The sequence below is a fragment of the Bradyrhizobium sp. USDA 3262 genome, from assembly GCF_054060035.1.
In genome coordinates, this window is sequence record NZ_JBSSCT010000001.1 from 7024790 (window position 1) to 7037240 (window position 12451).

Sequence of the window (12451 nt, forward strand, 5' to 3'; positions counted from 1 at the left end):
CTATGGAGAGCATTCGGCATGATGCGATAACATGGCAGTCGCCTTTGTCAAACATCACCCGGGTTTTCTGCCGTTCGGTTTGGCTACGATCGAACCATGGCTCTGAATTCGGCAGCCCGGTCATGGAAGCGCTGGTGCCACAATTCCAGCGACAACAGGCCCCAGGTCTTGCGCGAGAAGCGGGAAGCACTCTGAAAGTTCGCAAGCACTACGCCGCTGTTGAAGTGGTCGCGCTGGCGCGCTCGCTGCTGATCGAAGATATCCGTCACGAACTCCTGAAGCGTCCCTTCAAACCACTCCTTCAGCGGAACCGGAAAGCCCATCTTGTCCCGCCGCCTCAAGATGCCCTCGGGCAAAATATCTCGATAGACGGTCTTCATCAGTTGCTTCATCTGCCCGCCCTTGAACTTCACGTCGGCGGGCACGGTCGCCAGAAACTCGACCAGTGGGTGATCGAGTAGAGGCACCCGGCTCTCGAGTCCGTGCGCCATACTCATTCGATCTTCGACCTGCAGCAATGCCGGCAAGAGACACTTGAAGTCGAAGTGAGTCATCTTGTCGAAATAGGCTTCCTTCCTCACATTGTCCTTGTTGTTAAAGATTTCGCGGAACGCCTCAAAGACGCGCGGCTTGTCGAGCGACTTCCAATCGACTTCACCGACCATGTCGGTGGAGCGGTCAACAAGCCTGAAATACCGCTTGTCCAGATCGTCGAACAACCCCTCGCGCCAGAACTCCTTGATCATCGGCTTGTATTCACGCAGCAAGCCAAGATTCGGAACGATGGACTCGATCGTAACGACGTAATTTCCTTCCCGGTACGTACCGTCCATGGCGGCCTTGATGCACTGCTCAAAATAGGCGACGAGATATCTCGCGTAGCCACCAAGAAGCTCATCCCCGCCCTGCCCACCGAGTACGACTTTCACATGCTTCGCAGCGAGCGCGGACACCATGAATTGCGGAAAGGAGCCCGGGCCGGCAACCGGGAAATCAAGATGGTAGATGACATCGTGCAGCGAGCGTCTGAAATCCTCCGCGGTGATATCCGCGATATGCACCGTCATGTCGGCCCGGTTGGCCACTTCCTGCGCATAGCGGCTCTCGTCGTACCCCGGGTACTCCGTGAAGCGGCCGTGGAAAGCGAGACGATTGCGATGATCGTGACTCGAAGCCAGAAGGGCGACGAGGCTCGAGTCGAGTCCTCCTGACACGTAGCCGCCGATCGGGACATCAGCCCGCAAATGGACATTCATGGAGTCGGCGATCAACTCCCTGAAGCGTTCCTCGAAATATCTCGGGCTGTGGTCGAAATCGACGACATACTGCACGTCCCAGTAGCGTTGAACGCGAACATTTCCATTGTCGACTGTGAACACATGCCCAGGCAGGAGTGCGTTGACATGCGCAAAGAGCGTCTTGGCACCAATCGTATACTGGAACGTCAGATATTCCGCGAGCGCGGTCGAGTCAGTGCGAATCTCCGGCAGCAGGGGCAACAAAGCCTTGGCCTCTGATGCAAAGAACAGAGTGCCGTCCTGCTCCGTATAGTAGAAGGGCTTGATCCCGAAACGGTCTCGCGCGGCGAACAGTCTTTGCCGTCTCTCATCCCAGATCGCGAATGCGAACATTCCCCTCAGATGAGAAACGCAATCGTCTCCCCACTTGTCATAAGCGGCAAGGATCACTTCCGTGTCTGACGTCGAACGAAACGCCCATCCGGACGACAGCTCGTTGCGCAGTTCGATGTAGTTGTAGATCTCACCGTTATACGTGATGACGGTGCCGTTCGGCGCAATCATCGGCTGCGCGCCACCCGTCGACAGATCGATGATGGCGAGCCGTCGGTGGACGAAACCCACGCGCCTGTCCCTCGATGTCCACTCGCCGGCCCCATCGGGACCGCGATGACTGATCAGCGAGGACATTGCGCGCAGCGCTGCCTCTCCCTTGGGAAAGGGATCGGAGCCTAGCGACAGGAAGCCGGCAATTCCACACATACGATAACCCTAAGCTGTTTCGAATTCAGGAATGGGCGCAATCACACGGTTGCGCCGGACCGTTCAATCCCACGCCATGAGAGCAGTGTCCTGAGATCCGAAAGCTACCTCTGTGCATGGCGCGGCGGCCACACTCGATAGCTCAACTTCTTCCGGGAGACAGCTCGGGCGCGCGAGCTCGCGCCTCTACGCCGTTCCCACCGTAGCTCGCTTCGACTCCAACCAGGCCGATCGCATCGAGCGCTTGCGCAATCTGCTCTGTCGACCTCTTGTGCTTGTACCGGTCGGTGAGCGCGTCATGAGTATCCAGGACAGCCCAAGCATAGAGCAGCTTGGGTCCCAGTTGTCCATAATAGTCGTGATAGTCGAGAACGGGCGAGTAGTAGAGGACGGCCTGCCGAAATTTGCTGCCGAGCGGAAGCTTTCGGTAGCGCCAGCTCAGGCGGTGCAAGGGCCACAGGACCGCAACGAGCGTCTTGATGAAATTCATCGCAAGCTTTGCATCCTGCCGAATAAGGAACTTGCGCAGCCGCTGGCGCGTCTTGGTCATGTCCTCGTGGCTGTATCGATAGTGATCGATCACCAGAAGCCCCCCCGGGGCGACGTGAGCCGCAAGGGCCTTGATGGTCTCATCTGGGTCGGGGGTATGCTGGATGACTCCAAGGCAGATCACGACATCGAATGATTGAGGTGCAACCGGAAGAGCACGGATATCGGCCTGACAAACGAAATAGCCCGGCTTTCCCCCGCAGTTCTCCAGGTTTGCCTCGACGGCGGTCGAAAGGTCGCACGCAAACACCTCCGCGCCTTCGGATAGCAGCACCTCGGTAAACCGCCCCGCGCCGCAACCTGCCTCCAGGACCTTCTTGCCACGAACGGCGTCGAAGCCGCCAAGACATCGCTCCAGCCGATCCCGGCTGATCGACGTTCCCGTAAAGGAGTCCAACTGGGTCTTGCGGAAAGTCTTCCATTGCAGTCCAAAAGCTGCGGCGTAGTTCTCCGGCGCAACAAAGCGCGGAATGCCCCCGACGACGGGATACGTACGACCACCGGATGCCTTTAGCGCCGTTGTCCGGTTGGAGATGTCGTCGGACATCGGCAATGGCTGCAGTGATTCACCCGTCTCAGGGCAGATGAGTGGAACGATCGGCTTCATGCTGGCGAGTTATCCAATTGAAATAAGGTCGGGAGTCCAGGAGTGGGGGCGCAAGCTCATGTCAGACGCGTAGCCAGTAGCGGACCACATCGACCAGCATGAGCGGACGATAGAAGGCGCGCTTTCGAGGCTTCGAGGCCAATTCCCGATACATCGCCTCGACACGCTGCACGTCGATGGGGAAGTTGGCCTGTTCGACAACGATAGTCCGCCCCCTGGCAGCGATACGCTCACGCAAGGCCTCATCCTCGAGCAGGCGAAGGATCGCATTGGCGACATCAGCGGGATCGATGTCGGCAAACAGTACGCTTTCACCGTCCTTGACAATCTCACCATAGCGATCGAGCCGACCGACGACGTTTGGGACCCCACAGGCCATCGCTTCGAGAAGCGTCTGCGGCAGGCCATCCGAGCGCGGGATTCCGACAGCAACTTCCGCAATGGAATAGAACATCGGCATCTGGTCATGGGGGATGCGGCCAACAAAGCTGACATGGCGCGCGAGGCCGAGCGCTTCAATCCGCGCCACGAGTTCTGCGCGGTACTGCGGATCGGCAGCATATTCCGTGACAACCAGATGCGCCGACTGAACCCGCTTGACCACCAACGCCATGGCTTCGACAAGGACATCGATATTATAGAACGGCTGAAGGATCTTCGGGCTGAGCACGACCCGGGCGCCTTCCGGAATTCCGCATTCGGCGCGAAGCGCTGACGCATCCATCGGCCGGAACTGCTGCGGATCAACTCCCCACACCACGCGCGTCGCTTTGCTGCCGTAGCCGCCGAGCTCATTGAGCTTGCCAATCAGGAAGTCGGATTTTGCCGTTATGCGGTCGGCTACCGCAAAGAGTCTCTTGGTCAACGCAATTCCGCGTTGCGTCGGCGCCCCCTGCTCTTCGTAGAGGACGTCGCCCCCCATGACGCTGACCACCAGAGGTCGAAATCCCAGAGCGCCTGCCAGCCACGCCCAGGTGCTATATGCGTAATGCACATGGATGACGTCCGGGTTTGTCGTCCTGACGAGCCGACGGAAATCGAAGAACAGCCGCGCCATATCGGACAGTCCGCTCAGATCCCGCCGGGCCAGCTTGCTGCCCAAACGCACAAGGCGCGAGATCCATTCATCCTGTCCAGGGCGAACAGACGGCGTGAGTTCTATGATTTCGCTCAGTCCGGCGGCGGGAGGAGCACTCAGCAGGTAGACCTTGTGCCCCAAGGGGGAAAAACAGCGCACCCGGTTCACGACATGGGTGCTCGTAGCGTAACCAATCGCCAGAATCTTCAACGGACGGGTCATCGAAGCTGCCACCTTCGTCCCGCTAAGCCGCCGAACCGACGGTCATTGCAGAATGGCCGGGATCAAGAACTTGCCGGTGCCAAAGCTCGAGCATGAGCAGCACGAACAGCCGGTTGCCGATATCGTCGCCGCCTTTCATGTGACGATCCACCATTGTCGAGACAACATCGGGTCTGAAATATCCCCTGCGCGCGACGCTTGCTGGCGAAAGCAGGTCATAGACCATGTCCTTCAACCCAGTCCGCAGCCACTTGCCAAGCGGCAGATTGAAGCCTGCCTTGGGGCGGTAGAGAATGTCGGTTGGCAGATGCGACTCCATGGCTTTCTTCACGATCAATTTGCCCTCGCTTCCCTTGATCTTGAGATCGCCTGGCAATGAGAATGCCCATTCGACCAGCTCGTGATCCAGAAATGGAACGCGCGCCTCAACGCCAGCGGCCATTGTGAGCCTATCGACCTTGGTCAGCATCTCGCTGATCAGCGATGACTTCATATCGGTGTAGAGCTTGCGCGTCAGCTCCGGCTGACCGATCGTCGCATCGTAGTGTTGGGCCGTGATATTGTTCGACCACGCTTCCTTTAGATGAGGCCAGAGATCAGGGTGCACAAAATCCACGAGATCCATGTCCCGGAAGCACGCATAACTGTCGATATAGCGCCCCGACTCTCGCTGATCCCTGCTCATTGCGCGCCACAACCGGTGTCCCGGAGCAATTCGATTGCCGATGGCTCCAGTCCGAGCGAGAATCCGCTGCAGGGGGCCGTATTTTTGCCCGCGCAGCGGGACGAAGTCTTGGTGCCTCCAAGCGTATCCGGCAAACACCTCGTCACCGCCGTCGCCCGTCAGAACGACCTTGATTCCGTCGTCCCTCGCCGCTTTGGCCAGAAAGTAGATCCCGAGCGCCGATGACACGGCAAAGGGTTCATCGCAGTGCCAGGCCATCGCGGGAAGAAAGTCGCCCGCCTCCGCGCCGAGGTCTATCTCCCGGTGCGCGGTACCATAGCGCTCCGCCACGGCCCTGGCATAAGGTCCCTCGTCGAAAACCTCATCCCCACGAAACACGACAGAAAAGGTTCGCATGCCGGCGCTGGCCTGCGGCCCGACCAAGGCGACGACCGAACTCGAGTCGACCCCACCGCTGAGGAAAGCGCCCACCGGTACATCCGCGACAAGATGGCTTCGAACGGCGCTTCCAAAACGCTCATCGAATTCAGCGCAAGCGTCGGCGAGCGAAAGAGCGCGCGGAGCGGCCGGCAAGGGAACGCTCCAGTACTCGCGGTCCTGCACATCACGTCCGCGAACGATAAGCACGTGACCGGCCTCGAGCCGCCGAATTCCCTTCAGAATTGATTGCGGATCCGGAATGCTGAGGAGATGAAGGAAGTCCGCCAGCGCCGCCTGATCGACCTCGCGCGGCGTGCGCGGGTCCGCCAGAAGTGACTTCAACTCCGATGCGAACGATACGGCGTCCTGGCCAACATGATAGTAGAGCGGCTTGATCCCGATCCGGTCGCGTGCGAGCAGCAGCGTCCTTTGCCCGGCATCCCAGATCGCCAGCGCGAACATGCCTCGCAACCGCGTCAGGAAGTCCACGCCGTAGCATCGATAGGCTTGCAAAATAACCTCGGTATCGGACGAGGTTCGGAAGGCATAGCCTCTCTTTTGCAGTTCGCGCCTCAGCTCGACGAAGTTGTAGACTTCGCCGTTGTAGACAATGCGGACCTGTCCGTCGTCGGAAACCATCGGCTGTTCGGCGGCCACCGAGAGGTCGATGATCGAAAGGCGACGGTGACCCAGCCCCACAGGGCCGTTCACCCATATGCCCTCGGCGTCCGGACCTCGATGGGCGACAGCTCTTGTCATCGCCACGACCAGTTCGCGATCAACCGGCCTTTGCCGATCAAAATTCAGGATTCCCGCGATTCCGCACATCTTGAATTATCTGCCCATTGGCTAAAGAGCGCGTGCCAAAATGTCGGCCACGCGATGATCGTAGGTGTGCCCGGACATCGCCAAATCATAGGCACGTTCCGCAATCTCGCGGCAATGCGTCTCGTCCCGGAGCGCACGGACAGCCTCGTCGACGTTCGACAGGTCGGACCGCACGGGGATATAGTGCTCGTTGGCCCTGAGAATGCCGTTATAGCCTCCTTCGATCAGGACTTGGCAGGTCTTGGTACCAATCGCTTCGAAGTGCCTTGACGAGATGCTCTTGCCCGACACGCCGCGGGGGACGCCAATAAAGAACTTCTCGAACACTTCCTCGAAGCTGGCATCCTGGTTCTGCTTCAGGTTGTAGGTTCTGGCGCGATCGAGAAGCGCGCCTTTTTCATTGAGGTAGTAGGTCCCAGATTCCGCGCCGATCAAGGTGCGGCAGCGATTGAGGAAGACAGCCCAATCGTCGCGCGGCATTCGCGACGAGCGGCCACCTCGAATGTCACATCGAATGCCCAGCTCCTCGCCGTGCTTTTCAAAATACCCAATCAGATCGGTTCGTTCTCGATCTCCAACAAAGGGCCAATAGATGTCACCGACAAACCCCACGTCGATATCACGACGCGCATCAGGCTGCGGTGAATATACGGAAGGATTGAGCGCGTGCGGCGTCGCAAGGATGCGCGTTCCTTCCAACCCGCCATAGAGATATTCGGCTGCCGCAATGGGAAGCTGACTGCAGAGGAATTCGGCTTTCACCTCCCGGCAAAACTCGAGCTTCTGATCGAGCAGATCATACTCGTTGCCAAGGAATACTATGATGGGACAAGCGCGGCGGGCCAGGAATGGAGCCGCTCGGCTAATCAGCGACAGGTCGTCGCCGGCCGCGACATGAGACACGATGATGAGATCGTAAGATCGAATGCGCAGCAGGTGACGTCCAAGATCGACCAGGTTGTTGATGTCGCAAACCGTTACATCGAGCTTGGGAGACCGGCAAAACGCATCGCGCCAGTCCCTAACGTATGAGAGGCGCTGGTTGAAGTCATACAAATGCGCATAGAGGTTGCGTACCAGTGCACTGCGCTTGAGCGGGCCGGGAGGCTGAGCACCTGCCTTTACGCCAAAAACACCACGCAGCACCGTCGCAGCCGTCAGGACGACCTTCCCGGTTCCGTTTTGGTCGAGGAAAAGAACTTTCTTCTTTGTCACCTTGTTACTTCTCGGTCAGTGCGCAACTTTGTCTTCAATGCGCGACACATTTGGAGCCGACTTGCTGAGATGTCGATTAAGAAGCGGCTCGAGCGTGCGCTCCTCATACGCCCAGCAAAGCTCCTGACGGCTTACCCGAACATTTTCCCGAAAGGTCTCGCGAACTTCGTCATTCTCGACCAGCAGCTGGAGCGCTGATCTGATCTCGTTGGCGTCCTGTGCATTGGCCATGATTCCAAGCTTGTGGCGCTCGGCAACGCGTCGGATCTGCTCGAGATCGGGATAAACCAGCGGCAACCCTGCCGCCACCGACTGAAAGAAGCCGTTCGGCAGGATGTTGGGATATTGGATAGTCCTTTTGAAATAGAGCAGGACCGCGACGTCGGCTGACGCAGCGACGGGGACGATTTCCTGCGGCAGCACCGGCGGAACGAAGTGCACGCGGCCTTCCAGGCCACGCGTCGCGAGCGCATCATTGCAATCAGGATAGCGTCCGCCAAGGAATGCGAGATGAACGTGCTTCGGCAGGGATACCAAAGCGTCGAAGGCGCCTTCGAGGGTCATGCCCGACTTATAGTTTCCGATAAACACGACGAGGAACGCTTCCGGCGCGAGACCAATCGCGTCGCGGATTGTCCGGGGAACTTGACGATCCAACCGGAAATCATGCGCGTTGCGCAGGATCACCGGCTCGCACCGAAACCGTTCGCGCATCAGGGCTGCGATACCCTCATTGACCGTCACGACGTCGGAGGCGAACCGGATACATGCGGCCTCAATCGCGCCTTCGAACGGAATCACCCACTTCTTCCAATAGGAGGAGACAGTGGGGTCCTCCTTTTGATGCTGATAGAAATCATGTGCGTCGTAGATCATCCTGGCTCGATACCGAAGGCAGAGCAGGAAAACCGCAGGAAATTGATAGAATGAGTGAAGATAGTAGAGATCGGCACGAGGAGTGACGGAAAGGACCTCAAAGACGTGTTGATCGAGGTACGTCGCGAGATAGTTAGCGAAGGCCAGAGGGTTGATGGCAGCAGCACGGAGTGATTGGGAGATTCCAGGAGGAAGAATTCGAGTGGGCAACCACCCCACGACTTCCCTGGCAAGCAGGATCATCGCGTAGGGAAGAGCGAAAATGATCTGCGCGATAGAGGGACGCTGTTGGAGTTGCTTGCCTCCCTTCAGGGAAACAAGCGCTCGAAGAAGGTTGCGCTGCAGGGCGCGCGCGACACGCCTCAAGCCTGGAATACGAAGGGCAAGCCGGCCAATAGGCCATCGCTGCAGTATCGACAGGCTCTTGATATCCTGAATTCCAACGGGATCTGGAGCAGCGGCAGCTAATTTCTCCTCAGCCACGGGGGGTGGAGCTGCGACCGCTTCGGCCGCGACTGGCGCAGCATCAGTGGACGTTTGAGGCTCAGCGCGGGCGCCGATCGAAATGATCTCGAACGGGATTGCCTCATCGGCAAGGCGGCTCGGCGCCCCCTCGATAACAATCGATTTGAATCCAAACCGATGCACGGAGGTGACTTGTTTGAGCGTCCGGCTGTCAGCCGACAATGGCAGCGGCGTTAGCGAAACAACAACGGGCCTGCGGTCCACGTCCTTCATCCGATTCTTCACCCAGCAATCAGGCAGTTCGGGAGTCCAGGCTTCCACGATACAAGAAACGAAAATACGTGAGAGCGATCAGACATTGAACTGCTTCCGCCACATATAGAGATTGAGCCAACGCCAAGGCAAAAAGTCGAGACGGCCAGCTTCCTTGATATTCGAGAAAGCGGCGCGGGCGCCGTCGCGGTCGATGAAATCGGCAAGAGCATCCGAGTTTACGGCATCCGAGATGAGAGGACTCAACACGGTTGTCTGCCAGTGCAGCTCCGGCGTTGCGAAGCCCATCTTTCGAGCGCGCATCCTGACAGGTTCCGGCAAAATTCCATCCATCGCGTCACGCAGCACACGCTTCGCGTAGCCGCCGCGGAATTTGATGTCAGACGGAAGCGCAAATGCAAAATCAACCAAACGATGATCGAGGAACGGCACCCTGGATTCAACCGAGAAAGCCATCGAGTTTCGATCCTCGAAGCGCAGCAGCGCCGGCAGGTTGCTCTCGAAGAAGAAGCGGCGAAGCACGCTCGCGAATGGCGCCTTGGCGTCCCACTCGGTCTCAAAAAACTGCAATCTGGTCCGCGATGCGTCAGCACATGCTCGTTCGAAATCCGCCCGCATCCAGGGGAGCTGAGGCGCGCTCGCTGGTGGCGATTTCCCGCCAGCCAGGGCGGCGAATATCCCGCGCAGCCGGCTCCATGGAAGAGCCGTATGCCAAGGTGTTCCTTGCATGCGGGACCATTGCCAGCTCTCAAGCAATACCTTCAGGAACCGCCCCTTCGCAGCCATCTCCAGGAAGAAGTGCGGTACAGTGCTCGCGTAGCCTCCGAGCATCTCATCCGACCCCTGCCCGTCGAGCACCACTTTCACGCCCGTATCGCGTATCAAGCGAAACACCGACCACTGCGCGAAGATGGAGGTCGACCCAAAGGGCTCGTCCTGATGCCATATGAGAGCTTGCAGGTCCGCCTCAATGTCCCTGTCGCCCGGCTCAATGAAATGCGGCTGCACCTCGGCTGCAGCCATGTTCTGCCGGGTGAATTCCAACTCATTCGCTACGGCGATGTCGAAGTGGCAGCTAAACGCGTGCCTCTCGACCGGCAATTGCGATTCTTGTGAAATATCCCGCATCAGCACCGCAATGGCGCCGCTGTCCAGTCCGCCCGAAAGACAGGTACCCACCGGCACATCGGCGCGTAGATGGATGCGAACGCTTTCGCGAAGCAGTTCGCGGAATCGTCGGGCCGCCTCTTCCGGCGAAATGCCCTCGAGCACGGGACCCGCGGCGGGGGTGTAGTACCGCCGCTCGTCCAGCCCGCCCTGGTCCAGGGGCAATACGAGCGTCCTTCCAGGACGGAGCTTGCTGATACCGGCAAAAAACGTCTCGTCACTGACGTCTGAAATCTCGTACTGAAGATAATCGTACACCGCTCGGGTGTTGAGCGTCCGTGGCACCCACGGGACTTCAAGCAGTTGCTTGATCTCCGAACCAAACGCAAAGCGGTCGCCGACCGCAGCATAGTGAAGCGGCTTGATCCCGAAACGATCGCGCGACAGAATCAGGTGACGTTGGCGAAGATCGAGGATTGCGAGCGCCCACATTCCGACGAAGCGGGTGAAAGCATCAGGTCCCCATGCCTCATAGGCTCGAAGAATGACTTCCGTGTCGGAATGAGAGCGGAATATAGCCCCGCGCCCCTCCAGTTCGGCGCGCAGTTCAAGATAGTTATAAATTTCGCCGTTGTAGGTGATCCAGAGTCGCCCGTCATCGGACGCCATCGGCTGATGGCCGGAGTCCGACAGGTCGATGATGGCGAGCCTCCGGTGCGCAAGAAGGAGATTGGCCTCATCTCCATTTGCAGACAAATCACCGTCGGGAATAACTTTCCCCCTGCCCTGTCGCGTATCGAACCAGACGGCCCCCTCTCCGTCAGGACCACGGTGCGCAGCAACGGACAACCCCTTGAGGAGATCCCTCGGTGGCATGCGGAATCCACCGCGATCGAACACGCCGAATATGCCGCACATCAGCGATACGACATCTGAGTCAGGACACTCGGCCCACTCGCGCGACTACCGCAACGAGCAATGGAAAGTGTCTTCGAGTACACGGAGTATGTCATTCCACTTTCCGAAGCTCGTAGCAGCCGTCAATTCCGGCGGCCTGTCCGTCGACATACGGCACACCTCTGGCATCAAATTCCAGCCTCGAGAGAAACTGACGACTTTCAGCGTCGAAGGATCGATCCATCATCGGCGTGAACCGCTGCGGCAGCAACGACATTTCGAAGATGGAAACCGCATTCCCGATGTGCTTGGCACTGAACCCCGAAATGCGCGCAAGCTCATTCATCTCTTGCGTCGTCCAATTTCGGCTTATCGGACAGTCGAAAGTATCGGTAGATCGCCTGAAGGCTTCCTCACGCGAAAGACCGCGATATTTTGCGTCGCTCGCCGGCAAGACGTGAGAAACGAACAGATGAACCCAGATGCTGTTGCGATTGTAGACCATCAGCCGCGCGTATCCCGACGGCTTTAGGATTCGCCGAAACTCCTTCAGAATTTTCTCCGGGCTCGGGACGTGATTGAGCACTCCGGAGCAGTGCACATAATCAACCGTTCCATCATCAAGGGGGATGCGATCGTCAGTTTCGGATACATGGATAAGCTTGCAATCATACCCGTGAACGCGCAGGCGATCCGCCGACTCCGCCAGCGACGGGCGGGAAATGTCCATGCCATACACGGCTGCAGGGCGGGAATACGTTAGAAACCCAACCAGGTCGTGACCGGGACCGCAGCCGTAATCGACGATCACCTCGCCATCGTGAGACGAAACCGGCAGAAACTTGATGTAGTCGACATATTGGTCGTTTCGCCAATGCATATAGTCGAGAGACTCGGCCGGCGACGAGAATTTCTTATGGAGCGTGACGTTGAAGTCGCTCCAGTAAGATTCAGAAGAGGGATCGGCCTCGGTGTGAGGCGAGGTCGCAGCCGCAAGCACCGTGCGGCCGCCCTTAAACTTGTTCGCCAAAGATGCTCCTATTCGCCTCAACATTGATCTAAGCTCCTACCGAATTGACGTAGAGACCCAAAACGTCAAACGCCCGCCGTGCCACTTTGTTGGTCCTTCAGCGAAATTGCCGGCCACGAGATCAACACTCACCTCGGCGCCAACGAAGCCGAGACGGCCCTGACATGAGCGCCTTTCGGCATTTGCCGGTGGCGATCAG

General features: G+C 58.4%; 8 protein-coding genes. All 8 read right to left on the reverse strand.

Features of this window, described 5'->3' with window-relative positions; all coding sequences use genetic code 11:
* Nucleotides 1–83 precede the first annotated feature (83 nt).
* Entirely contained in the window at nucleotides 84–2000 is a 1917-nt protein-coding gene (gene asnB, locus ACVWYP_RS33220) for an asparagine synthase (glutamine-hydrolyzing) (protein ID WP_304496232.1), read from the reverse strand.
* A gap of 142 nt (nucleotides 2001–2142) precedes the next feature.
* Complete coding sequence (locus ACVWYP_RS33225; RefSeq protein ID WP_304496233.1) at nucleotides 2143–3156, reverse strand: class I SAM-dependent methyltransferase; 1014 nt, start codon at nucleotides 3154–3156, stop codon at nucleotides 2143–2145.
* A gap of 61 nt (nucleotides 3157–3217) precedes the next feature.
* A complete protein-coding gene (locus ACVWYP_RS33230) occupies nucleotides 3218–4456 on the reverse strand; it encodes a glycosyltransferase family 4 protein (RefSeq protein WP_304496234.1) in 1239 nt (412 codons plus the stop codon).
* 22 nt (nucleotides 4457–4478) lie between these two features.
* A complete protein-coding gene (gene asnB / locus ACVWYP_RS33235) occupies nucleotides 4479–6389 on the reverse strand; it encodes an asparagine synthase (glutamine-hydrolyzing) (RefSeq protein WP_304496235.1) in 1911 nt (636 codons plus the stop codon).
* 21 nt (nucleotides 6390–6410) lie between these two features.
* Nucleotides 6411–7604: a glycosyltransferase family protein gene (locus ACVWYP_RS33240; RefSeq protein ID WP_304496236.1), complete on the reverse strand. Its 1194-nt coding sequence runs from the start codon at nucleotides 7602–7604 to the stop codon at nucleotides 6411–6413.
* Between the two features lie 15 nt (nucleotides 7605–7619).
* Complete coding sequence (locus ACVWYP_RS33245; protein WP_304496237.1) at nucleotides 7620–9218, reverse strand: glycosyltransferase; 1599 nt, start codon at nucleotides 9216–9218, stop codon at nucleotides 7620–7622.
* A gap of 78 nt (nucleotides 9219–9296) precedes the next feature.
* Nucleotides 9297–11243 carry an asparagine synthase (glutamine-hydrolyzing) gene (gene asnB / locus ACVWYP_RS33250; protein ID WP_304496238.1) on the reverse strand — a complete coding sequence of 649 codons (1947 nt, stop codon included), beginning with the start codon at nucleotides 11241–11243 and terminating at the stop codon, nucleotides 9297–9299.
* Between the two features lie 91 nt (nucleotides 11244–11334).
* A complete protein-coding gene (locus ACVWYP_RS33255) occupies nucleotides 11335–12252 on the reverse strand; it encodes a class I SAM-dependent methyltransferase (RefSeq protein ID WP_304496239.1) in 918 nt (305 codons plus the stop codon).
* Nucleotides 12253–12451 lie beyond the last annotated feature (199 nt).

Coding starts and splice junctions, on each gene's coding strand:
- ACVWYP_RS33245 (WP_304496237.1), bottom strand. CDS start 9,218: ATGAAGGACGTGGACCGCAGGCCCGTTGTTGTTTCGCTAACGCCGCTG.
- ACVWYP_RS33225 (WP_304496233.1), bottom strand. CDS start 3,156: ATGAAGCCGATCGTTCCACTCATCTGCCCTGAGACGGGTGAATCACTG.
- asnB (WP_304496232.1), bottom strand. CDS start 2,000: ATGTGTGGAATTGCCGGCTTCCTGTCGCTAGGCTCCGATCCCTTTCCC.
- asnB (WP_304496235.1), bottom strand. CDS start 6,389: ATGTGCGGAATCGCGGGAATCCTGAATTTTGATCGGCAAAGGCCGGTT.
- asnB (WP_304496238.1), bottom strand. CDS start 11,243: ATGTGCGGCATATTCGGCGTGTTCGATCGCGGTGGATTCCGCATGCCA.
- ACVWYP_RS33230 (WP_304496234.1), bottom strand. CDS start 4,456: ATGACCCGTCCGTTGAAGATTCTGGCGATTGGTTACGCTACGAGCACC.